Source organism: Actinoplanes palleronii (genome assembly GCF_016862315.1).
GTDB lineage: Bacteria > Actinomycetota > Actinomycetes > Mycobacteriales > Micromonosporaceae > Actinoplanes > Actinoplanes palleronii.
Map to the genome: position 1 here is coordinate 31711 of NZ_BOMS01000016.1, position 21492 is coordinate 53202.

The following is a 21492-nucleotide window of genomic DNA, read 5'->3' on the forward strand; positions in this document are numbered from 1 at the left end:
GGCGTACGGCCCCCGCTCGGGGTGACCGCAGGGGTGGCTACGCTTTGCGGTGATGAACGTGCGGTCCCTGGTCTACTCCTTTTACGAACGGCGGCTCGCCGGGAAACTGGCCGGCAAGCCGGTGCCCCGCCATGTCGGCGTGATGTGTGACGGCAATCGCCGCTGGGCCCGCGAGATGGGTTTCGTCGATCCGAACGACGGCCACCGGGTCGGCGCGGCCCGGATCAAGGAGCTGCTCACCTGGTGTGACCAGGCCGGCATCGAGCACGTCACGCTCTACCTGCTGGCCACCGACAACCTGCGCCGCCCGGCCGCCGAGCTCGACCCGCTGGTGCGGATCATCGAGGATCTGGCGACCGAACTGGCCGAGGCGGGCAACCCCTGGCGGCTGCGGATGATGGGCGCGCTCGACCTGCTGCCCGCCGCGACCGCCGCGACGCTCAAGGCCGCGCAGGAGAAGACCCAGGACCGCAGCGGCGGCGTCGAGGTCAACCTCGCGGTCGGGTACGGCGGTCGGCGCGAGATCACCGACGCCGTCCGGTCCCTGCTGCAGCAGCACGCGGCGTCCGGCGGCACGCTCGAGGAACTCGCCGAGATCCTCGACGTCGAGCACATCGCCGAGCACCTCTACACCCGCGGCCAGCCCGACCCCGACCTGGTCATCCGGACCAGCGGCGAGCAGCGGCTGTCCGGGTTCCTGCTCTGGCAGTCGGCGCACTCGGAGTTCTACTTCCACGACGCGAACTGGCCGGACTTCCGCCGGATCGACTTCCTGCGCGCCTTGCGGTCCTACGGCAGCCGCCAGCGCCGCTACGGCGCCTGACCTCTCCGGTACGCGGAGCGCGTGAATTCCGTACCCAAACCCCCCACGCAGCGGCAGAAGCCGGTGAGTGGGGGGTTTGGGCGCGCTCCGCACCCAAAGTCCCCACGCAGCGGCAGAAGCCGGCGACGGTGGGGAGTTGTGGTCAGGATCTGACCGACGCTTCACCCGGCCGGGATGGCCCTGCCCGGGACCGGCCGAGTCCGCGGTGCGCCCCGCAGCCTCACCAGCAGCCCCACACCCAGTCCCGCCCTCCCTGGGGGAGCCCCCGCAAGACAGTGTGGTGGAGACAGAAGACGGTCGCGGGCTGCCCTGTGGACAACCCGCGACCGTGGAAAACCTCTAGAACCGCCCCAAGCCCTCAGTCAAGAACTTCGCCACCGCGGTAGGCGACGCCAGCGTCAGATCCGCCGCGCTCGACACCTCCGCGCCGGTCTCGTCGTTGGCCACCGCGATCGCCATCCCGAAGAACGCCGGGTCCACGGCCTCCCGCGCCCGCAGCGCATCAAATGCCTTGATATCCGACATGTCATCCCCGAAATACCATGCGCAGCCGGTGTCCCGGACGGCCTCGGTGATCACCATGCCCTTGTCCTGATCGACCGGCGGTTTCACCTCGACCACCATCCGGCCGCGCTGGATCTTCAGGTTGTCGCGTTCGGCGCGCTCGTGGGCCCACTGCTCGACCTCGGCGGCCCGTTCCGGGCACTCGCGGTAGTGCAGGGCGACGGAGAGTCGTTTGTACTCCACGAAGACCGGTTTGCTCAGTGCGGAGCGGGCGTCGGCGGCCAGCGCGGCCATCGGCTCCTCGTACTCCAGGGCGGCCGGTGTGGTGACCACCTTGCCCTCGTGCAGGACCTCGAGGCCGTAGAGGCCGAAGAGGTCGACGTGCTCCAGGGCGGCGAACCGGGTGCGCAGGAAGTCCACCGGACGGGCCGAGACGATCGCCACCCGGGCGACCCGGGCGGCCAGTCGTTCCAGCACGCCCGGCACCTCGGGCACCGGTTGGGATACGGACGGGTCCTTCGTCACCGGGGAGAGGACGCCGTCGAAATCGAAGAAGAACGTGGTCCTGGACGCATGTGCAACGGTGCGCGCCCAAGCGTCGTCAGCGCTCGCGGGATGGGTCGGACGCTCGGTCTCTGCCACGTCGCCAGACTACCCGCGGATGGTCCCCTTTTATGCCCGGCGGAATTCGCGTGGGGCGAGCGTCACCCGGGAGTGCCCGATTTTGCGCACTACCGCGGGAGGCTGTTGACCGCTAGCGTTTGAGTCATGGCACGGGGTCATCCCGAGCCAGCCGGCCGGCCCGGACCTGCGACAACTTGCGCCACAGGGCCCGCATCCCTGCCCTGTGCATGTGCCGGCGGCCGGAGGTGGCGGACCGCGGGTGGCGGGTTGCACGCCCGCTGGAGCAGGCCTGTGACATCTCGCCGTACCGATGCCGGTGTCGCTTCTTCTTCCGACCCGGCCGACAAGGTCACCAGGACCCGTGCCACGACCACGAGCCGCAAGGCCCGTGACCGGCACACCGATGCCGAGCCTGCCCCGGCCGGCCGGGTCTTCGTCCTGGACACCTCGGTCCTGCTGTCCGATCCGGCGGCGTTCCGCCGGTTCACCGACCACGAAGTGATCATCCCGCTCGTGGTCATCTCCGAACTGGAGGGCAAACGTCACCACGCCGAGCTCGGGTGGTTCGCCCGGCAGGCGCTGCGGATGCTGGACGAGCTGCGGATCAAATTCGGCCGGCTGGATCAGCCGGTGCTCTGCAACGACGAGGGTGGCACGGTCCGTGTCGAGCTGAACCACGCGGATCAGAGCGCGCTGCCACAGGGTTTCCGCAACGACTCCAACGACACCCGGATCCTCTCGGTGGCGCTCGGCCTGGCCGCCGAGGGCCGGGACGTCACGCTGGTCAGCAAGGACATGCCGCTCCGGGTCAAGGCCGCCTCGGTGGGCATCCCGGCTGACGAGTACCGCCACGGCCAGGCCAGCGACCCGACCTGGACCGGTATGGCCGACCTGCAGCTCGACGAGGAGCAGGTCAGCGCGCTCTACGCCGGCGACGAGCTGGAGCTGGAGGAGGCCGAGAACCTGCCCTGCCACACCGGCCTGGTGATCCACTCGCCGCGCGGCTCGGCACTGGCCCGGGTCAACCCGGACAAGTCGGTGAAGCTGGTCCGTGGTGACCGGGACGCGTTCGGGCTGCGCGGGCGCTCCGCCGAGCAGCGGATCGCCCTGGACATCCTGCTGGACGAGACGATCGGGATCGTCTCGCTGGGCGGCAAGGCCGGCACCGGCAAGTCCGCGCTGGCGCTCTGCGCCGGCCTGGAGGCGACGATGGAGCGCAACCGCCACAAGAAGGTGGTGGTGTTCCGCCCGCTGTACGCGGTCGGCGGCCAGGAGCTCGGCTACCTGCCCGGTAGCGAGTCGGAGAAGATGTCGCCCTGGGCGCAGGCGGTCTTCGACACCCTCGGCTCGGTGGCGCACGCCAACGTGGTCGAGGAGGTGATGGCCCGCGGCATGCTCGAGGTGCTGCCGCTGACCCACATCCGCGGCCGCAGCCTGCACGACGCGTTCGTGATCGTGGACGAGGCCCAGTCGCTGGAACGCAACGTGCTGCTGACCGTGCTCTCCCGGATCGGCCAGAACTCCCGGGTGATCCTGACGCACGACGTGGCGCAGCGGGACAACCTGCGGGTCGGCCGGCACGACGGTGTCACGGCGGTCATCGAAGCGCTGAAGGGGCATCCGATCTTCGCCCATGTGACCCTGACCCGTTCGGAGCGATCCCCGATCGCCGAGGTGGTCACCGACCTGTTGGAGGACATTCCCCTGTGAGGTGACGCCAGCGCGGGTCTTTGTCCCGAATGTAGTGAAAGATCCGGTGACTAAAGTCACAGATCCGCGCTGGCATTTCACATCCCCTTCACGCTGCGCCATGGTGTCTGGCGAGCACCACCGCGTGGCTGTGAAGTCGAAGATCGACTGAGGCCACCCCTCGCGGGTGCGAGGCGGCGGCCGATTCGGGTCGCGGTGCTCGCGGCACGACCGTCCACCAGCCGGTGGGGCCGTGCCGCGTTCATTACCCCCGACGAAGGGAATCTTCGTGAATCGGCTCGTGCGCCGGCTCGGAGTTCGTACGGCGTCCGTCAGCCTGCTGGTCGCGGGTCTCGGCGGCGGTGTGTACCTCGGGCAGGACCGCGAGGTCCAGCAGCAGAGCAACGACTCGCAGCTCGTCATGCAGGCGAACGCGGAGGAACTGCAGCTGCTGAGGTCGCGTCAGGCCGAGCACGCCGCGGCCCGGGCGTTCCGCCGGACGGCCGAGGACGCCGCCGCCGCGAAGGCCGCGGTCGAGGCGAAGGCCGCCGCCACCAAGGCGCGGACGCTCGAGAAGAAGGCGATCGCCGTCGAGGCGGCCGCGAAGAAGGCCGAAGAGGCGAAGAAGGCCGAGGAGTCCGGCGCCGCGGTGCCGTTCGCCGGTGAGATCCCCAGCTCGTGCAGCGAGTACTCGGGCAGCCGGGGGATCGGCTGCGCGCTGATGCTCGACGCCGGCTTCAAGATCGACCAGTTCCCGTGCCTGGACAAGCTGTGGAAGCGCGAGAGCGGCTGGAACTACAAGGCCGCCAACCGCAGTTCCGGCGCGTACGGGATCCCGCAGGCGCTGCCCGGCAGCAAGATGGCGTCGATCGCGGACGACTGGAAGACCAACCCGGCCACGCAGATCAAGTGGGGCCTCGGGTACATCGAGGGCCGCTACGACACTCCCTGCGGGGCGTGGAACCACTCGGAGAGCTCCGGCTGGTACTAGGGCGTCAGTGCCCGAAGCGTTAGAAACGGGGCCGCGCGGCAAGCCGCACGGCCCCGTTTTGCTGTGATCAAATGTCCGGATGGTCCGATATGTCGCCTCGCTCGTCCTGGTTGTCGCCCTGGCGGTCGTGCTCGCCGCCGGTGACGTGCCGGCCCGTGCGGGCGTCGGCGGACCGCCGATCCTCGAGGTGGTCGGCGGCACCGTCGCGAAGACCGGCGAGTTCCCCTGGGTGGTCCGGCTCTCGATGGGCTGCGGCGGCGCGCTCACCGCGCCCCGGGTGGTGCTCACCGCCGGGCACTGCGTCGGCCCGACCGGACCCAACACCAAGATCATCGTGACCGCCGGGGTGACCGACCTGAAGGCCAAGAACGCGCTCACCGCCCGCTCGGTCCAGGTGTTCCGCGCGCCCGGGTTCCAGACCGAGACCCGCGGCGACGACTGGGCGGTGGTCAAGCTGGACAAGGACCTCGGCCTGCCGACCCTCGACATGATCCCGGACGCCTCCGCCGACCAGGGCGACGTCACGGTGATGGGCTGGGGCCAGACCAAGGAGGGCTCGCCGCAGCAGGAACGCCGGCTGCACTACGCGAGCGTGCCGACCATCACCGACGAGGCGTGCGCGAAGTCGTACCTGGCCGCGAAGGTGACCCTGGTGAAGACCGACTCGATCTGTGCCGGGCGCCACGGGGTGGACACCTGCCAGGGCGACTCCGGCGGCCCGATGGTGCGCCGCGGCCGGGACGGGCGGTGGGCCCAGGTCGGCATCGTGAGCTGGGGGCTGGGCTGCGCCCGGGACGCGTACCCCGGGGTCTACACCCAGATCTCCAAGTTCCGCCCGGCGATCCTCGAGGCCATCCGCACCCTGTCCTGACGGCTCGCGCACTGGCCGGGGGTGCGCGCACCTGGGACCATCGAGGGATGAGCTGGGCCCCCGAGACCCGAGCCGACGCGGCGACGCAGTTCGGCACCGACGCCTTTTACGCTGCCCTGGGTCGCGCGTTCGTCACGATGTGCGCGGTGATCCCGGTCCTCTTCCTGGTCGAGGCGCTGGACGTCGCCGTCGGCGCCGGCACTCTGGACGTGGCCGGCGGCATCATCCCGCATCGCATCGACGGCCTGGACGGCGTGCTCTTCAGCCCGTTCCTGCACTCCGGCTGGGATCATCTCTACGGCAACGCGGTGCCGCTGATCCTGGTCGGCACGTTCGCGCTGGCCGGCGGCGCCCGCCGGTTCCTCTGGTCGACGTTCGTCATCATGCTGGTCAGCGGCCTGGGCGTGTGGTTCGTCGGCGACCCAGGCACGGTCGTGGTCGGCGCCAGCGGGGTGGTCTTCGGCTATCTCGGCCTGCTCTTCGCCCGCGGCTTCGTCGAGCGCAGCTGGTGGAACCTCGGCGTGGCCGCGTTCATCGGCTTGCTCTACTGGTACCAGATCTACAACATCCTGCCGACCGACCGCGCGGTGTCCTGGCAGGGCCACCTGTGCGGCCTGATCGGCGGCTTCCTCGCCGCGTTCCTGTTCCGCCGCCGCCGCTGACCCCATTTTTCCGGTACGACGGGGAGCCCGCGACGTTCGCGGGTCCCCAGCGGCCGTGCCGCGCGTCCCGGCAGCCGGAACGCACGGCACGGCCGCGCGGGCTCACATCCGCGGTTCGTCGCCGCTCGGTACGGTCGGCAGGTGCCCGTCGAAGTCCACGGCGGAGTAGAGCGCCAGCTTCTCCAGCCGGTGATACGAGTCGATCACCCGGATCGTCCCGCTCTTCGACCGCATCACGATCGACTGGGTGTGCGCGCCACCGGAGCGGTACCGCACCCCCTTGAGCAGGTCGCCCGAGGTGACCCCGGTGGCCACGAAGAAGCAGTTGTCGCCGGTGACCAGGTCGTCGGTGGTGAGCACCCGGTCCAGGTCGTGCCCGCCGTCGATCGCCTTCTGCCGTTCCGAGTCGTCGAGCGGCCAGAGCTTCGCCTGGATCATGCCGCCCAGGCACTTGATCGCGCAGGCCGCGGTGATCCCCTCGGGTGTGCCGCCGATGCCCATCAGCACGTCCACGTCTGACTCACCGCGCGCCGCCGAGATGGCGCCGGCGATGTCGCCGTCCGAGATGAACTTGATGTTCGCGCCGGCCTGCCGGACCTCCGCGACCAGCGCGGCGTGCCGCGGCCGATCCAGGATGCACACGGTCACGTCGGAGATGCTGCTCCGCTTGGCGCGGGCGATGCGGCGCAGGTTCTCGGTCGCGCCGGCGTTGATGTCGATCACGTCGGCGCAGTCCGGCCCGACCGCGATCTTGTCCATGTAGAAGACCGCGCTGGGGTCGAACATCGCCCCCCGCTCGGCGACCGCCAGCACCGCCACGGCGCCGGGCATGCCCTTGCTCATCAGGGTGGTGCCGTCGACCGGGTCGACCGCGACGTCCACCTCCGGCCCGGTGCCGTCGCCGACCCGTTCGCCGTTGTAGAGCATCGGGGCTTCGTCCTTCTCGCCCTCGCCGATCACGACGACGCCCTGCATCTGAATCGAGTTGATCAGCTTGCGCATCGCGTCGACGGCGGCGCCGTCGCCGCCGTTCTTGTCGCCACGTCCGACCCATCGGCCGGCCGCCATGGCGGCCGCCTCGGTCACGCGGACCAGGTCGAGGGCGATGTTGCGGTCGAGATCCTGGGGTATCCGTGCAGGCATGTCGGCCTCCTCGCGTCGTTGCGGGGTTGGTGAGTCCCCCGATCCTGGCATCCGAGGACGTGCCAAGTCCCGGTTCAGCGACATGGTTAACAATGAGCACGTGGAACCCGCTGCTACCGAGACCGCGCCGGCCCCGATGCGCCTGACCAAGCGCGAGGGCCGGTCGACGCGTGACATGGCCCTGTCGCTGCTGGTGCTGATCGTGCCGATCGCGCTGCTGCTCGTCTTCTACCGGGTGGTGCTCAGCGGCGACGAGCCGATCACCGTCGACCCGGCTCCCTCGATCCAGCAGGCCTCGAAGGAGTTCACCGTCCTGCAGCCGGCCGGGCTGGACGCGGACTGGCGGGTCACCACGGCGGCCGTCAGGCGCACCGCCGGCGGCGTGACCCTGCGGATCGGGTACGTCGACCCGGACGACGGCTCGGCGCAGCTGGTGGAGAGCACCACGCCGGCCGAGACCCTGGTGCCGGCCGAGGTCGGCAAGGACGGGAAGCGGACCGGCGCCTACCGCACCGAGCAGCGGACCTGGCTGGTCTACAGCGGCCGGCCGGGCGAGACCGCGCTGATCTTCACCGAGGGCAAGCGGACCGTGCTGATCGTCGGCACGTCCAGCCAGAAGACCCTGGAGCAACTGGCCGCGTCCCTGCGCTGAGCCGATGAGCGGCGCGGCCCGGAACAGCGCGGCCAGGAGCGGCGCGGCCCGGAGTGGCGCGGGCCAGGAGGGGCGCGGGTCAGGGGTAGTGCCGCCCGGTCACTCCGAGTCGCGGGCCGCCCGGGCAGCGTCGATCCGCGCGCGGGCGCCGTCGAGCCAGCGCTGGCAGACGTCGGCCAGTTTCTCGCCGCGCTCCCACAGCGCGAGCGACTCCTCCAGGCTGCCGCCGCCCTGCTCCAGCCGGTCGACCACCCCGGCCAGCTCGGTCCGCGCCTGCTCGTAGCTGAGACTCTCGTCGCTCATGCGTCCTCTTCCCCCGAACCCGAACCCGAACCTGAAGCCGAACCTGAACCCGAACCTGAAGCCGAACCCGTCGCCGACACCGACGTGACCACCGTGCCCAGCTCACCCTCGGCCAGCCGGACCCGCAGCGGGTCGCCCGTGCCCACGTCGCCGGCCGCCCGCACCACGTGCCCGTCGTCGCGCTGCACGATCGCATAACCCCGCTGCAGGGTGGCCAGCGGCGACAGCCCGCGCAGCCGGGCCAGGGTGTGCCGCAGCTCGTCGTCGGCCCGGCGCACCCGGTGCTCCAGGCTGCGCCCGGCCCGGTCGCGCAGCGCGGTCACCTCGGTGGAGCGCTGGTCGATCAGCGACTCCGGCCGGGCCAGCACCGGCCGGGACCGCCACCCCTCGATCCGTTGCTGCTCCCGGCCGATCAGGGTGAGCACCGCGCGGTCCAGCCGGCGCTGGGCCAGCTCGATCATCCGCAGCTCGTCGCCGAGGTCGGGGACGATCCGTTTGGCCGCGTCGGTCGGTGTGGAGGCGCGCAGGTCGGCGACGTAGTCCAGCAGCGGGGTGTCCGGGTCGTGGCCGATCGCGCTGACCACCGGCGTGCGCGCGGCGAACACCGCCCGGCACAGCGCCTCGTCGGAGAACGGCAGCAGGTCCTCCACGCTGCCGCCGCCGCGGGCGATCACGATCACGTCGACCGTCTCGTCGTCGTCGAGCACCTTGAGCGCGTTGAGGATCTGCGGCACCGCGTTAGGCCCCTGCACGGCGACGTGCGCGACCCGGAAGTCGGCGGCCGGCCAGCGACGCTTGACGTTCATCAGCACGTCGCGCTCGGCGGCGGTGTTCTGCCCGGTGATCAGGCCGATCCGGGTGGGCAGGAACGGCAGCCGGCGCTTGCGCTCCCGGGCGAACAGGCCCTCCGCGGCGAGCAGCTTCTTCAGCCGCTCCAGCCGGGCCAGCAGCTCGCCGAGGCCGACCTGGCGGATCTCGTCGGCGCGCAGGCTCAGCGTGCCGCGGGCCGGATAGAACTCCGGCTTGGCGTGCAGCGTCACCCGGGCGCCCTCGGCCAGGTCGGGCGCGCCCATCTCCAGCACGTCGCGGTGCATGGTGACGGTCAGGCTCAGGTCGGCGGCCGGGTCGCGCAGGGTCAGGAAGACCACCCCGGAGCCGGCCCGGCGGCTGATCTGGGCGACCTGCCCGTCGACCCAGACCCAGCCGAGCTTGGCGATCCAGGCGCCGACCTTCTGACTGACCACCCGCACCGGCCACGGCTCGTCGGCGGTGCTCTTCGGGGGGCCGCCCGTCGTGGTGGCCTGCGGATCGTTCACCCGGCCAGACTAGGTCAGCCCACCGACATTCTCGTCGGCGCGATGCCGCGGCACGTGCGCGTGATCCTCGGCCTCGTGCGCGTGCGGCTCGGCGTGCCGGCCCACGTAGCCGGCCAGGTCGACCGGGGTGCGCCGCTCCGGCAGCAGCCGCTCCACGAACCGCGCGCCGACCAGGGTGACCAGCCCGACGCAGACCCAGAACACCAGGTCAGCGGCGAGGTACCGTCCGTCCAGGTGCAGGCCGCCGCCGCTGCCCAGGAACGGGAACGGGTAGCCGCGGCGCTGCGGGTAGTAGGCCAGGCAGCACCGGGTGGTGGTGGGCAGCAACCCGAGGCCGAGCCCGGCCAGGCCGGTGAGCGCCGCGATCAGGTAGCCGGTCCGGCTCGGCCGGATCCGGTGCAGGCTCAGCAGAACCGTCCCGCCGAGTGTCACCGCCACGTGGAAGATCGCATAGGTCGGCCCGTCCCCGCCGGTGGCCAGGTCGAGCAGGCCGATCCCGAACAGGAACCAGCCGGTCATCACCCGCAGAACGGTCGGGATCGAGGGCCAGCCGTCGTCCCGCTCGGCGCTCATGTCCCCGAGTATCGGCTCTAAAGCGCTGTTATGGGGTCAAACCGATCAGGACCCGCTGGGCCGGCCGCCGCGCCGCTCACGACCGATGCGCCACCCCAGGCCGATCACCGCGAAGAGCACAAATCCGGTGTACGCCCACAGCACCACGTCCGCGGCCAGATGCTCCGGGTAGACGCCCCACCCGTCCGCGATCGCCAGCTGCCGGGCGGTGTCCGGCTCGTCGGCCACGCCGCCCCGGGTCAGCCAGGAGTACGGCCAGCCCCGGCCCTCCGACCAGCCGAACATGCAGCAGAGCTCTTCCGTCCGTACCAGAAGGGTCCCGAACGTGCCCGCCACCGCACCGGCCACCACGCCCACCGCGGCGAACGCGGCCGAAGGGCGCAGCCGATGCCAGCACAGCAGGAGAACGCCCGCGGCCAGCACCACCAGAGCTGCCGGGGCGAACAGCACCGCGAGGGCGCCGAGCGCGCAGGTGCCCGCGCCGATCATCACCCGGACCGGATGGCCGGTGATCGGGTCCGTCGTCGTCATGGGGAGATCTCTACCACCCGGACGCCAGGGCTGTGGCCCTGATCGCAGGAGGGCGGCCGGGGGATCGGGGCACGTACCATGGCCGGGTGACTGAACCTCGTAAGCGGGTGTTGCTCGCCAAGCCGCGTGGCTACTGCGCCGGCGTCGACCGCGCCGTGCAGACCGTCGAGGAGGCGCTGAAGCTCTACGGCGCCCCGGTCTACGTGCGCAAGCAGATCGTGCACAACAAACACGTGGTCAGCACGCTCGAGGCCCGCGGCGCCGTCTTCGTCGAGGAGAACTACGAGGTGCCCGAGGGCGCGACAGTGGTCTTCTCCGCGCACGGCGTCGCGCCCGAGGTGCACGACCAGGCCCGCGAGCGCAACCTCAAGGCGATCGACGCGACCTGCCCGCTGGTGACGAAGGTCCACCACGAGGCGAAGCGGTTCGCCGCCGAGGACTACGACATCCTGCTGATCGGGCACGAGGGGCACGAGGAGGTCATCGGCACCGCCGGTGAGGCGCCCGCGCACATCCAGCTGGTCGACGGGCCCGACGACGTGGCCAACGTGGTGATCCGCGACCCGGCCAAGGTCGTCTGGCTGTCGCAGACCACGCTCTCGGTCGACGAGACCATGGAGACCGTGGCCCGGCTCAAGACCCGGCTGCCGCTGCTGCAGTCGCCGCCCAGCGACGACATCTGCTACGCCACCTCGAACCGGCAGCACGTGATCAAAGAGATCGCGCCGGAGTGCGACGTGGTGATCGTGGTCGGCTCGATCAACTCGTCGAACTCGGTGCGGCTGGTCGAGGTCGCGCTCGGCGCCGGCGCCCGCGCCGGTCACCTGGTCGACTACGCCAGCGAGATCCAGGACGAGTGGCTCGACGGCGCGACCACGGTCGGCGTCTCGTCCGGCGCCAGCGTGCCGGACGAGCTGGTCATGGAGGTGCTCGCGCGCCTCGCCGACCACGGCTTCGGTGAGGTCACCGAGTTCACCACGGCCGAGGAGCGGCTGACGTTCTCCCTGCCGCAGGAGCTGCGCCGCGACATGAAGCTGGCCGCGGCGGCTCGGGCAGCGGCCAGTTGAGAGTCAGCCGCGGCCCGGCCGCGGCTAACTGAATTCCGGCGCCTGGGGCTGCCGCGGAGCCACCTCCACCTGGGGTGGCTGCGGCAGCTCCTCGTCCGAGACCCCCATCTCGGCGAGTTTGCGCGCGCTGACCAGCACCCGGGACTCCAGCGAGCCGACCGCCTTGTTGTACGCGCTGACCGCCCCGTTCAGCGACACCCCGAGCCGGCTCACGTGGTCACCGAGGGTCGCCAGCCGGGCGTAGAGCTCCCGGCCCAGGGTGTGCACGGCGACCGCGTTGCCGGTCAGTTTCTCCTGCCGCCAGGCGAACGCGACGGTGCGCAGCATCGCGACCAGCGTCGCCGGGGTGGCCAGCACCACGTTGCGGCGGAACGCGTACTCCATCAGCACCGGGTCCCGCTGCAACGCCGCGTCCAGGAACGGGTCGGCCGGCACGAACAGCACCACGAAGTCCGGTGTCGACGCGAACGCCGTCCAGTACTCCTTCGCCGACAGCGCGTCCACATGCGCCCGCAGGTGCCGGGCGTGCTGGTCCAGGTGCAGATCCCGGTCCCGCTCGTCGCGGGCCTCCATCGCGGACAGATAACCCTCCAGCGGCGCCTTCGCGTCCACCACCACGGTGCGCCCGCCGTGCAGCCGGACCACCATGTCGGGCCGGACGCCCTGGTGGTCGGTCTCGCCGCTGACCTGCTCGCCGAAGTCGCAGTGCTCCAGCAGCCCGGCCGCCTCCACGATCCGGCGCAGCTGGTGCTCACCCCAGCGGCCACGCACCTGCGGGGTACGCAGCGCGGACACCAGCTGCCGGGTCTCGCCGCGCAGCTCGGTGGAGACCACACCCATCGCCCGGACCTGCTCGCGCAGCTCGGCGTACGCGTCGATCCGCTCGTGCTCCAGGTCGGCGACCCGCTGCTCGTACCGTCGCAGGGTGTCCTGCAGTGGCGCGACGGCCCGGGCCACCGCCTCCTGCGACTGGGCGGTCGACTCGTAGGCCAGCGCGCGCATCGACTGTTCCAGCCGGTGCTCGCCGTCGCGGGTCGCGGCCACCGTCGCCTCCAGCCGGGCGATGTCGGCGGCGGCACGGGCCCTCGCGGCCAACCAGCCGAGGGCGGCGCCGGCCGCGAGGCAGACCAGGATCACAGCGAGCGTCGAGTACGTCACCATCGCAGATTGCCAGAACAACGCCACAAGACCACCGGGAGTACCTTGGGAAACATGAACGGCGTGTTGCTCATCCTGGCCATCGTCGCGATCGTCGCCCTGATCGTCGCCGGCGTTCAACGTGGCGGCGGCAAACTGAAGCAGACCCAGCTCGAGGACGCCCGCGCCGACGCGCAGCGGTGGTACGAGCGACTCGGCGGCCAGGTGCTGAACCTGCACGCCGAGGACCCGGCCGCGCGGCAGGCGCTGGCCGACGCGAGCGAGCGGTACAACGCCGCCGGCGGCCAGTTGCAGCAGGCCACCACGGTGCGGCAGTTCGAGCTGGCCCGGGAGTCGGCCCTGGAGGGCCTGGCGTACGTGCGGGCCGGCCGGGTGGCGATGGGCCTCGACCCGGGCCCGGACGTGCCGCCGCTGGCCGCGTCCCGTGGCTCCGGCCATCTCACCCAGGACCGTGAGGTCAGCGTGCAGGGCCACGCGTACCGGGCCGGCCCGCAGCCCGGACCGGACACTCCGTACTACTACCCCGGCGGCCGGGTGCAGGGCCGTCCGGTGCCGTCCGGCTGGTATTCGACGCCGGTCTGGAAGACCGCGCTCGGCACCGGCGCCGGTGTGCTCGGCGGCATGCTGATCTTCGACGCGCTGTTCTCGCCGTCCTTCGGTGACGTCGGCGCGTTCGCCGACGGCTCCTACGCCGACGGTTACCAGGACGGGATCGCCGACGGCGGCGACGTCGGTGGTGACGGCGGCGGCGACGTGAACAGCCTCGGCGACGTCGGCGGTGGTGGCGGCGACTGGGGTGGCGGCGACTTCGGCGGCGGGGACTTCGGCGGCGGCGATTTCGGCGGCGGCGACTTCTAGGTCGTTCTCACCAGGGAGAAGGCGGGCCCTCGGGCCCGCCTTCGGTCTTTCACCAGGGTTGCGGTGGGTGGGCGTCGACGGTCGGTCTCGGGTACGGGTGGAGGCGCCGGACGAGTTCCCGCCGCAGCGCCCGGGCACCCGGCCAGATCTGCGACAGGTCGGCCACGAACGCCGGCCCGCGCGCCGTCTCGGTCAGCGGCGGCCAGCCCTCGGCCGGCCCCTGCACCGGGTGCACGGTGTCCATGTCCACCGGGGTCACCTCGAGCACGGTGCGCAGGCCGCTGCGCCGCACCGTCACGGCGGCCACGTCGTCCCAGGCCAGCAGCACCGGGTCGCTGCCCTGGGCGGCGAGTTCCAGGCCACCGGCCGAGATCCGTACCCAGGTGGTGAGCGCGGCCCGCGCGGACAGCGCGTAGAACGCGGCGACCGCGGTCCCGACGACGACCGCCTGCAGCGCGGTCACCCACCACGGGTCCCCGGTGTCCCGCGCGATCCACCCCACGATCGGGGAGACCGCCAGGTACGACAGCATCAGCATGGCGAACACCGCGACGAACGTCCGGCCCGGCGACGACCGGAACAACGTGCTGTCCCCGGCCGGCGCCTCGACCTCCTCTGGGGCGATCGGCATGCCTCCTATGGTGGACCGAAACCCGGCCCCGGCTCCCCGGATCCCGGCTTTTGCCGCCCCGGACCCGCGCAGCCGGTAGGGCCCGTCCCGGACCCCGGCCGCCGTCTCGGACGCCGTCCGGAACCGGCCCGGGGTGGCCGCGCCCGGCTAGCCTCGGAGCGCGGAGGTTCCGGTGACCGACGACTCCGCGGGTCTGACCATCCAGCCGCTGTACGTGCTCTGCGACGTCTCCGGTGCGCTGTCCGATCGGGGCCGGGCCACCGTCGACCTGCTGCTCGCGCACCTGGCCGAGCAGCTCACCGCGGATCCCGGCCTGGCCGACGCGGTCCGCTGGAGCGTCGAGCTGCACACCGGCGACGGCGACCTGGTCCCGCTGATGCAGCTCCAGCAGGCCGACGCCGCGCTCCGCCCGCCCCGCCTCGCCACCCTGCCCGCCGGCCGGTCCACCGCCGCGCCCCGGCTCGCCGCCGCACTGCTCGCCCTGCGCCGGCTGATCCGCAGCGACATCACCATGCTGGAGGACGACACCGCGGACGTGCGCACCCCGTGCCTCGTGGTGATCACTACCGGCCACGCGGCCGACGAGCCGCACGAGCGGGCCGCCGCCCTCGACAGCCTGCTCACCGGCACCCTGCACGCCGACGAGACCCGGGACTGGGCGCCGCGGGTGCTGCTGGTCCCGCTGCCCGGCGCGGACTTCGGCCTGCTCGCCGAGCTCGGCGCGGGGCGCGACGTCGAGGTCGCGATCGCGGGCGCCGACGACACCCTGACCGGCGTCGCTCGCCGGGCGGTCGGCGCGGTCCGCCGGTCACTGGGGTCCGGCGTTCCGCGGATCTCCTACGACCGATGGGTGGTCCGGGAGGATCAACTGCTTCTCGGGTACGGCCAGCGCCACGCCCCGCTCACCGACCTGCTGCAGGCCGGCGACCCCGGCACGGGGCATCCCGGGCCGCTCGTCTACCGCCGGTTCCTCGACCCGGGGCAGCCGTTCGCCCCGCTGCTGCGGATGGTCGCGCTGCGCGGGCACGCCGGCGAGCTCACCGCCCGGATGCTCTGGCCGGTCCGGCTCGTGGTCGGCGCCGGCGCGACCGCGGTCACCGGCCTGCTCGCCCCGGACGTGCCGGCCCGCCGCTACGACGGTGAGCTCGGGCAGGCCCCGCCCGGCGACCGGCTCCGGCTGCGTGCCGCCGTCCGCGATCTGATCGAGCTGGCGCACCGGCACGACGTGCGGCTCGGCGCGCACGCGCTGGACTCGGCGCCCTACACGCTCGCTCCGTGCGTCGACGTGCTGGTGACCGATTGCGACGCGGTGCGCGTACGGGAAAGCGGTGATCCGGCCTGGCGCGACGCGGACCTGAACTGGCTCGCGGCCTGGACCCCGGCGGCCCCGCCGCTCCCGCAGCCCTGGCACCCACCCGGTCCCGGCACGGCCTGAGCCCGCGCGGCCCGTGGGTGTGGCAGCCACCCGGTCACCAGCCCTGCCCGCCGGTCCGTGGGTGTGGCAGTCGCCCGGTCACCCGCGGGTCCAGCCCTGCCCGTCGGTCCATTCCCAGTCGCCGCTCACCGGTCGCTCGCTGTTCCGGCTGGTTCGCAGGGGTGCCTCCGGCTCGGGGAGGCACCCCTGCGAACCAGCCGGGTGCAGCGCCTCATACCAGTCGCGCATCGCCGGGCGGTCCCGTCCTGCCGGTGACAGGCTCGCGTCGAGCAGTGCCGCGGCCTGCGCACCCGCTCGCTCCCGGAGGATCCGGTGTGCGCCGGCCGGGTCCCGGCGGACCGCGGCACCCCGCCCGTTGGCGAGGATCCGCGCCGCCATCAGGGCGAACTTGTAGACGTCGGTCGTCGTGCTCTGGACCGCCCAGCGGGCCCGCAGCCGGTCGTGGGCGTCGGTGTCGGCCGGGTCCAGCCGGGCCAGCTCGGCGCTCGCGGCCAGGGCTTCCGGCGGCTGCCAGTTCGGCGTGTGCGGCTGCATCCCGAACACCGCGCGCGTGCCCCGCACCCGGGCACTGTCCACATCGACCACCAGCACCGACGGCCGGGCCGGATCCGGGTCGTAGATGATGTTGCGGCCGGAGACGTCGCCGACCACCACGTTCTGCCGGTGCATCATCGCGTAGGCCCCGGCGACCGCCCGGATCAGCCGCAGCCGGTCACCGGCGTCGACGGGTGGCAGGCCGGTGCGCCGCGCGGTCGCGTCGTCGCCGAACAGGGTCTCGATCTCCCGGGGTTTGCGGTGCAGACCGCCGGACCGCTTGCGGAAATCCTGGAAGTAGCGGTCCGGGATGAGCCGCATGAGTACGCCGTCGGCCGCGCCGTCCTCGTCGACGACGACGCGCAGCGGCCAGATGATCCGGGCGTCCCAGGTGGCCCGTTGCGCGTCCGGCAGCCGGTCCCGGAACCTGACGAACCCCGACAGCCCGCCGGCCAGCGACGGCCCGGCGCGGCGCTTCGTCGCGCCGGTGTATCGCTTGTAGACGAACCGGCTGCCGGGCAGGTCGGGGAGCCGCAGGTCGGGGGCGAGGAAGACGGTGGCGGTGCCACCCCGGGCGAGCTGCTCCAGCCGCCCGAGACGCCGCAGCGGCAGCTCACTCATCGGCGTCCGGCCCGGGGTGCCGGGCGGCGTCCCGGGCGCCGGTGTGTGGTCCGGCGTTCCGGCCGGTGTCCTGGTCGTCGGGGTGTGGTCCGGGTTTTCGGGCGGGGTCCCGGGCGGCGGGGGTTGCCGGCCAGAGGACGACGGCGGTGCGGTCGTCGGTGAACGACTTGCGGAGGAACGCGACCTGCTGCGCGAACGCCAGCGGATCCGGCGGCGCCGCCCACCGGGTGCGCAGGAAGTCGGCGACCGAACCCGCGCCGGAGCCGAACGGGTCGCCGAGCCCGTCCGTCATCACCAGCAGCACCTGGCCCGGGAACAGGTAGAACGCGTTCGGCGCGACCCGGACGTCGGCGGGCAGCGAGCGCACCCCGCTCGAGAAGATCGCCGCGCCGTCGTTCTTCACCGCGGTCAGCGGCAGCCACGCGCCGCCGGTGAGCAGGAACGCGGCGGAGTCACCGGACAGATTGGCCAGCATGGCGCGGTGGCCGCCGTTCGGGGCGGGCTCGGTCTCGACGGCGAACGCCAGCGCGGTCGCCGACATGACCGCCCGCACCTGCTCGAACGTCAGCGCCGGCGGGGCGGTCGTTTCTGGCCCCGCCGTCGTGGTCTTCGTCAGGAATGGGCGGGCCAGGTCGGCCACCGCGTCGTTGGCTGCTGTGACCGTTGGTGACCAGGGCAGTTCGGCCGCCCAGCCGGCCGCGCCGGGTGGTGGTGGGTCCGCCACCAGGTGGTCGATCAGGGACTGGGCGACGATCTCGCAGATCACGGCGGCGGCCTCGTGCGACCGCTTCGCGGCCGACACCCCGTCCGCGACGCAGCCGGCCAGCCAGCGCTGATCCCGGGTGAACCGGACCGCGTACGCGTCCTGTCGCGGTTCGCCGCGCTCCTGGTGACCAGCCCCGCGTACCGACGTGGCGCGGAACGTCAGGTGGCCCGCCTCCGCGCCGTCGATGACGATGTCGGGTGGGGGAGTGCGGAACATCCGGGGTACGCGGGCACGTATCGCGGGCTGCCGGCCGGGGTCACCGACCACCCAGCGCCGGTTGTCGTGCCGGGCCCAGGGCGGTGGACGGCCCTGCTCGTCGTACCCGATGGTTGGCTCGTCGGTCGTCTCCAGCAGCGGTCGTTCCCGGTCAGCGGTGGTCTCCGGCAGCGGTCGTTCCCGGTCAGCGGGCGTCTTCGTCGGGGGTGGTCGTCCCTGCTCGTCGGTCACGGCGGGCGGCCGTCAGATCCAGTCGCCCAGGTCGTCGTCGTCCGGTGGCACGAAGCCGCCCGCGGCGCCGGCGTCGTTCACCGAGTTCGCCGACGCGACGATGCTGCTGATCAGGACGTCGGCGATCTGCCGGATCGCGGTCGCGGCGTCACCCGCGCCGCCGTAGACATAACTGCGCATCGGCTTGCCGCCGGTGCCGGGCTTCGGGTGGACCCACGGTTCCAGTGAGTCCCCCGGCAGCTCCGGCGTCACCCCGAACGGGATGATGTTCGGACGCCCGCGGAAACCCGGATCGGTCAGCTCGGCGAACGCGGCCCGCACCTCCGGCACGGCGTCGGTCGGCGCCCCGTCCGTGACGAAGAAGACCGCCGGCCGGTAGACCTGGAACCCCTCGCCCCGCAACCGGGCCAGGTCGTGCCCGATGTCGTGCCGCAGCCGCCGGAACGCCGCCGCGTACGACGTGCCGCCCCTCGCGGTGAACTGCGGAATGGCCCGCACGTCCCGCAGGTCACCGAGCGGCAGCACGGTCCGCGCGTCATCCGCGAAATCCAGCGCGCCGAACCGCACCACGTCACCGAGCGTCGGGCTCTCCTCGATGGTGTCGATCACCTCGGGCAGGATCCGGTTCACCGCGTCCAGTGGCGCGCCGTCCATCGAGTACGACACGTCGACCAGCAGGTAGAAGGCCAGAGCGAGAGTGCGGTCGTCGGGCACCTGCGGGACATCGGACATGGTTCCTCCTGCGCCGGGCGGGCGGGAACGGTCGCCGTTCAGCCTAGAAAGCGTGTGCACGCGGCTTGCGTTTGTGTTGCGGGCCGGGCGTTCGCGGTGGGCGGGGCGTTTCATGCCGGGCTTTCGTGGAGGGCGGGGCGTTTCATGCCGGGCTTTCGTGGTGGGCCGGGCGTCTCATGGCGGGCCGGGCAGGGTGCCGTGGCGGCGGACGTGGTCGAGCATGCGGCGCACGCCGCCGATCCGGATCGCGGCGTCGCGGGCGGCCCGGAAGCCGTCGCCGTACACCGGATCCGGGTTGTGCGTGATCCGGCGGCGTTCCCACTCCGCCGGATCGCCCGGCTGATCCTTCAGCCAGGCGTGCGCCAGCAGTTCGCACAACCCCTCCTCGACCTGTGGCGACAGGTCACCGAAACCCTGCTGGGCCAGGTAGGCGTGCATCACCTCGTGCGCCACCACCACCCCGAACCGCACCAGCGGCAGATCCCGGGCCACCATCAGGTCCATCACGTCGAGACCCGCGACGACGGTCAGCCCGTGCACCTCGCCGGGGCCGGTCAGCCGGTTCTGCAACTCGTCGCGGGGCACGAGGCGTACCCGCACCGGTGTCGTCGTCCGGATCGACAACGACCGGATCCGCGCCGCGATCGGCGGCAGCACCCGCTTCACGTCCTGCTGGGTCCGTACCGCGGTGGCTCCGCACCGCGGGCACAACGGCCAGTCCGTCCGCAACGCGAGATCCGCCGGGAGTCCACAGCAGACGGCGGGCCGCTCGTGCGCGTGCCGCCGGCAGACCAGCTCACCGTTCGCCGTGACGAAACCGGTGAGCGTCATCAGCCGTCCGCAGGCGGCGCAGCGCGGCAGGATCACGCCCGCCACCCACGAACCGTCATGTCGCCTCACGTCACCGTCGGGCACCCCCGCCGCCCGCCAGTGTGCCGCCCACCCGCCACCGGCAAGCGGCCCCGGCTGGCGCTGGCGGCGGCCTGCTGCACCCCTCGCCGCGTCCTACCTGGACAAATAGCGGCCACCAGAACCAGCCGGGCGTCGCGGGCTGGTTCTGGTGGCCGTTGTGGGGGCTGATTAGGGCCGTGGTGTCCAGCTGGGTGTGTCGCAATGCCGCTCAGCTTAAGTTGATCTTGGTGGGGCGCCGGCGGCCCGGAACCGTCTGGCCCGCGAGGGCATCCCGGTCCGGGCGGTGGTGCGGGTGACCTGATGTCGGCGAGTGCACGGCCGTGCGCTCGCGGCCGGGATCCAACCGATCCCGGCGGGGTGAACACGGTGTTTGCCTGGGGAGCGTCGAGCACGTTGATCGTCGGCTGGTCGACCCTCGATCACTTTGTGGGCGGCGGGGGTGTGCATGCCCGCTCGGATGTGTGTGTCGCTGCTGGGTAGGGCGGTGCGAGTCCGCATTGCCAGATCGCGTGCGCTCGCCGCCCACCTGGGGGCGGTAGCCGCACGCACCACCCGACCGCGGACCGCCATCGCCCCGAACCCGACCAACCGCGGACGGCTGCCGCCCCTTCGGCGTCGAGCGCGGACTTCCACCGCCCCTTCGGCGTCGAGCGCGGACTTCCACCGCCCCTTCGGCGTCGAGCGCGGACTTCCACCGCCCCTTCGGCGCCGAGTGCGGATCCTGGCCGCCCTGCTGGCGCCGAGCGCGGGCTCCTGCCGCCCCACCGGGGATCAAAATAGGCTGAGCGGCATGGGGGTGTGCCGGGCTGGTGCTGGTCGCTGTCAGGGCGGGTTCGAGACGACCGCGCGTGCCGGCCGAGGGTGCGGTGCGCGCTGTTATCGCACCGGGGCGCGGGCCGTCGCGGGTCTCACGTCGTACCGTGAAAGGGGTCGGCCCCGGGTGAGCCGGAGCGGACCGGCTGCCGGGACCGGACGACCACCTGCCGGGACCGTGCGGCGGACAGTGACCGCGGCGCGTGCGGATCAGCCGGCTGACTCGTGCTCCAGCAGCCAGGACTTCACCGGCAGGCCCCACCGGTAGCCGCCCAGCCCGCCGTCCGTGCGGAACACCCGGTGGCACGGCACGATCAGCGCCACCGGATTGCGCGCGCACGCCGCGGCCGCCGCCCGGATCGCCGCCGGGCGGCCGGCGAGCTCGGCATACCGCGAATACGTCACCGGGTCGCCCGGCTTGATCTCGCGCATCACGAGCCACGCGTGCGCCATGAACTCGCCGCCGGTGCGCTGCTCGACCGCGATCGAGTCCAGCGCGGTCAGGTCACCCTGGAAATACGCCCGGACCGCGGCCTGTGCCGGGCCTACGTCGTCGGCCGGCTCCGCGGGCTCTGCCAGCGACGGGTGGATCAGCCGGATCAGCTCCGGCACATCGGTGGTGAAACCGGCCGCGCGGACCGCGCCCGAGTCGCCGACCACCAGGGTGAACGGGCCAGCCGGGGTGTCCATCGTGGAATGACGCAACATGCTCCTCAACTCCTTGCTCCGGGGGTTCAGCGTGGCCGATCCGTGTCGGCCGCGAGCGAAAATCTTCGCCGCCTGTGGACAACGGGAAGGCCTGTGGACAACGGCTTCGCGGGTGGCGGCGCGAGGTA

At 72.4% G+C, this 21492-nt stretch carries 22 protein-coding genes; 9 read left to right on the forward strand and 13 right to left on the reverse strand.

Features of this window, described 5'->3' with window-relative positions; all coding sequences use genetic code 11:
- Positions 1-52: 52 nt before the first annotated feature.
- Positions 53-823, forward strand: a complete 771-nt coding sequence (locus Apa02nite_RS06355) for an isoprenyl transferase (RefSeq protein ID WP_067708157.1) — start codon at positions 53-55, stop codon at positions 821-823.
- A 339-nt stretch (positions 824-1162) separates the two neighbouring features.
- Here the strand turns inward: Apa02nite_RS06355 and otsB are convergent, their stop codons facing one another.
- The gene (gene otsB / locus Apa02nite_RS06360; protein WP_203824231.1) at positions 1163-1969 is read right to left on the reverse strand and encodes a trehalose-phosphatase; all 807 of its coding nucleotides are present in this window, start codon (positions 1967-1969) and stop codon (positions 1163-1165) included.
- A 273-nt stretch (positions 1970-2242) separates the two neighbouring features.
- On the opposite strand from otsB, the gene phoH2 reads away from it, so the two are divergent.
- The 4 genes from phoH2 (at position 2243) to Apa02nite_RS06380 (ending at position 6164) form a co-directional block, all read left to right on the forward strand.
- A complete protein-coding gene (phoH2, locus tag Apa02nite_RS06365) occupies positions 2243-3661 on the forward strand; it encodes an RNA 5'-3' helicase PhoH2 (protein ID WP_067708150.1) in 1419 nt (472 codons plus the stop codon).
- Positions 3662-3929: 268 nt separating this feature from the next.
- Positions 3930-4631, forward strand: a complete 702-nt coding sequence (locus Apa02nite_RS06370) for an aggregation-promoting factor C-terminal-like domain-containing protein (protein ID WP_203824232.1) — start codon at positions 3930-3932, stop codon at positions 4629-4631.
- Positions 4632-4710: 79 nt separating this feature from the next.
- Positions 4711-5502, forward strand: a complete 792-nt coding sequence (locus tag Apa02nite_RS06375; RefSeq protein ID WP_203824233.1) for a S1 family serine peptidase — start codon at positions 4711-4713, stop codon at positions 5500-5502.
- Positions 5503-5549: 47 nt separating this feature from the next.
- Positions 5550-6164, forward strand: coding sequence for a rhomboid family intramembrane serine protease (locus Apa02nite_RS06380; RefSeq protein ID WP_203824234.1), 615 nt, complete (start codon positions 5550-5552; stop codon positions 6162-6164).
- Between the two features lie 102 nt (positions 6165-6266).
- Here Apa02nite_RS06380 and glpX read toward each other — a convergent pair whose 3' ends face one another.
- Positions 6267-7307, reverse strand: coding sequence for a class II fructose-bisphosphatase (gene glpX, locus Apa02nite_RS06385; RefSeq protein WP_067708135.1), 1041 nt, complete (start codon positions 7305-7307; stop codon positions 6267-6269).
- A 100-nt stretch (positions 7308-7407) separates the two neighbouring features.
- On the opposite strand from glpX, the gene Apa02nite_RS06390 reads away from it, so the two are divergent.
- Positions 7408-7959: a DUF4245 domain-containing protein gene (locus Apa02nite_RS06390; RefSeq protein WP_239164157.1), complete on the forward strand. Its 552-nt coding sequence runs from the start codon at positions 7408-7410 to the stop codon at positions 7957-7959.
- Positions 7960-8058: 99 nt separating this feature from the next.
- Here the strand turns inward: Apa02nite_RS06390 and Apa02nite_RS06395 are convergent, their stop codons facing one another.
- The 4 genes from Apa02nite_RS06395 to Apa02nite_RS06410 are packed head-to-tail and all read right to left on the reverse strand — an operon-like array spanning position 8059 to position 10682.
- On the reverse strand, positions 8059-8262 hold the full coding sequence (locus Apa02nite_RS06395) for an exodeoxyribonuclease VII small subunit (RefSeq protein ID WP_067708132.1): 204 nt from the start codon (positions 8260-8262) through the stop codon (positions 8059-8061).
- The gene (gene xseA / locus Apa02nite_RS06400) at positions 8259-9578 is read right to left on the reverse strand and encodes an exodeoxyribonuclease VII large subunit (protein WP_203824235.1); all 1320 of its coding nucleotides are present in this window, start codon (positions 9576-9578) and stop codon (positions 8259-8261) included. Before xseA ends, Apa02nite_RS06395 begins: the two co-directional genes overlap by 4 nt.
- A gap of 9 nt (positions 9579-9587) precedes the next feature.
- Positions 9588-10151: a hypothetical protein gene (locus Apa02nite_RS06405; RefSeq protein WP_203824236.1), complete on the reverse strand. Its 564-nt coding sequence runs from the start codon at positions 10149-10151 to the stop codon at positions 9588-9590.
- A gap of 45 nt (positions 10152-10196) precedes the next feature.
- Positions 10197-10682 carry a hypothetical protein gene (locus Apa02nite_RS06410; protein WP_203824237.1) on the reverse strand — a complete coding sequence of 162 codons (486 nt, stop codon included), beginning with the start codon at positions 10680-10682 and terminating at the stop codon, positions 10197-10199.
- A gap of 86 nt (positions 10683-10768) precedes the next feature.
- Between Apa02nite_RS06410 and Apa02nite_RS06415 the strand changes: the two genes are divergently transcribed.
- Positions 10769-11749 carry a 4-hydroxy-3-methylbut-2-enyl diphosphate reductase gene (locus tag Apa02nite_RS06415; RefSeq protein WP_203824238.1) on the forward strand — a complete coding sequence of 327 codons (981 nt, stop codon included), beginning with the start codon at positions 10769-10771 and terminating at the stop codon, positions 11747-11749.
- A 24-nt stretch (positions 11750-11773) separates the two neighbouring features.
- Here the strand turns inward: Apa02nite_RS06415 and Apa02nite_RS06420 are convergent, their stop codons facing one another.
- A complete protein-coding gene (locus Apa02nite_RS06420) occupies positions 11774-12907 on the reverse strand; it encodes a DNA recombination protein RmuC (protein ID WP_203824239.1) in 1134 nt (377 codons plus the stop codon).
- Between the two features lie 54 nt (positions 12908-12961).
- Here Apa02nite_RS06420 and Apa02nite_RS06425 point away from each other — a divergent pair, with 54 nt between their 5' ends.
- Positions 12962-13765: a DUF2076 domain-containing protein gene (locus Apa02nite_RS06425; RefSeq protein WP_203824240.1), complete on the forward strand. Its 804-nt coding sequence runs from the start codon at positions 12962-12964 to the stop codon at positions 13763-13765.
- Between the two features lie 49 nt (positions 13766-13814).
- On the opposite strand, the gene Apa02nite_RS06430 is transcribed toward Apa02nite_RS06425, so the two are convergent.
- The gene (locus Apa02nite_RS06430) at positions 13815-14396 is read right to left on the reverse strand and encodes a hypothetical protein (protein ID WP_203824241.1); all 582 of its coding nucleotides are present in this window, start codon (positions 14394-14396) and stop codon (positions 13815-13817) included.
- 172 nt (positions 14397-14568) lie between these two features.
- Here Apa02nite_RS06430 and Apa02nite_RS06435 point away from each other — a divergent pair, with 172 nt between their 5' ends.
- Positions 14569-15831: a hypothetical protein gene (locus Apa02nite_RS06435; RefSeq protein ID WP_203824242.1), complete on the forward strand. Its 1263-nt coding sequence runs from the start codon at positions 14569-14571 to the stop codon at positions 15829-15831.
- Positions 15832-15909: 78 nt separating this feature from the next.
- Here the strand turns inward: Apa02nite_RS06435 and Apa02nite_RS06440 are convergent, their stop codons facing one another.
- From Apa02nite_RS06440 to Apa02nite_RS06460, 5 genes are all read right to left on the reverse strand, one after another.
- On the reverse strand, positions 15910-16986 hold the full coding sequence (locus Apa02nite_RS06440; protein WP_203824243.1) for a protein kinase family protein: 1077 nt from the start codon (positions 16984-16986) through the stop codon (positions 15910-15912).
- On the reverse strand, positions 16979-18199 hold the full coding sequence (locus tag Apa02nite_RS06445; protein ID WP_203824244.1) for a protein phosphatase 2C domain-containing protein: 1221 nt from the start codon (positions 18197-18199) through the stop codon (positions 16979-16981). The genes Apa02nite_RS06440 and Apa02nite_RS06445 overlap by 8 nt, the downstream gene beginning before the upstream one ends.
- A gap of 12 nt (positions 18200-18211) precedes the next feature.
- The gene (locus tag Apa02nite_RS06450; protein WP_203824245.1) at positions 18212-18931 is read right to left on the reverse strand and encodes a vWA domain-containing protein; all 720 of its coding nucleotides are present in this window, start codon (positions 18929-18931) and stop codon (positions 18212-18214) included.
- 174 nt (positions 18932-19105) lie between these two features.
- Positions 19106-19807 carry a protein DA1 gene (locus Apa02nite_RS06455; RefSeq protein ID WP_067708107.1) on the reverse strand — a complete coding sequence of 234 codons (702 nt, stop codon included), beginning with the start codon at positions 19805-19807 and terminating at the stop codon, positions 19106-19108.
- A 1059-nt stretch (positions 19808-20866) separates the two neighbouring features.
- Complete coding sequence (locus tag Apa02nite_RS06460; RefSeq protein WP_203824246.1) at positions 20867-21364, reverse strand: methylated-DNA--[protein]-cysteine S-methyltransferase; 498 nt, start codon at positions 21362-21364, stop codon at positions 20867-20869.
- Positions 21365-21492: the final 128 nt, after the last annotated feature.

What these genes read in the sequence shown, in the direction of transcription:
- Apa02nite_RS06355 (WP_067708157.1), top strand. Translation starts at nt 53, where the DNA reads ATGAACGTGCGGTCCCTGGTCTACTCCTTTTACGAACGGCGGCTCGCC.
- Apa02nite_RS06375 (WP_203824233.1), top strand. Translation starts at nt 4,711, where the DNA reads ATGGTCCGATATGTCGCCTCGCTCGTCCTGGTTGTCGCCCTGGCGGTC.
- Apa02nite_RS06380 (WP_203824234.1), top strand. Translation starts at nt 5,550, where the DNA reads ATGAGCTGGGCCCCCGAGACCCGAGCCGACGCGGCGACGCAGTTCGGC.
- glpX (WP_067708135.1), bottom strand. Translation starts at nt 7,307, where the DNA reads ATGCCTGCACGGATACCCCAGGATCTCGACCGCAACATCGCCCTCGAC.
- Apa02nite_RS06395 (WP_067708132.1), bottom strand. Translation starts at nt 8,262, where the DNA reads ATGAGCGACGAGAGTCTCAGCTACGAGCAGGCGCGGACCGAGCTGGCC.
- Apa02nite_RS06405 (WP_203824236.1), bottom strand. Translation starts at nt 10,151, where the DNA reads ATGAGCGCCGAGCGGGACGACGGCTGGCCCTCGATCCCGACCGTTCTG.
- Apa02nite_RS06410 (WP_203824237.1), bottom strand. Translation starts at nt 10,682, where the DNA reads ATGACGACGACGGACCCGATCACCGGCCATCCGGTCCGGGTGATGATC.
- Apa02nite_RS06425 (WP_203824240.1), top strand. Translation starts at nt 12,962, where the DNA reads ATGAACGGCGTGTTGCTCATCCTGGCCATCGTCGCGATCGTCGCCCTG.
- Apa02nite_RS06430 (WP_203824241.1), bottom strand. Translation starts at nt 14,396, where the DNA reads ATGCCGATCGCCCCAGAGGAGGTCGAGGCGCCGGCCGGGGACAGCACG.
- Apa02nite_RS06440 (WP_203824243.1), bottom strand. Translation starts at nt 16,986, where the DNA reads ATGAGTGAGCTGCCGCTGCGGCGTCTCGGGCGGCTGGAGCAGCTCGCC.
- Apa02nite_RS06450 (WP_203824245.1), bottom strand. Translation starts at nt 18,931, where the DNA reads ATGTCCGATGTCCCGCAGGTGCCCGACGACCGCACTCTCGCTCTGGCC.
- Apa02nite_RS06460 (WP_203824246.1), bottom strand. Translation starts at nt 21,364, where the DNA reads ATGTTGCGTCATTCCACGATGGACACCCCGGCTGGCCCGTTCACCCTG.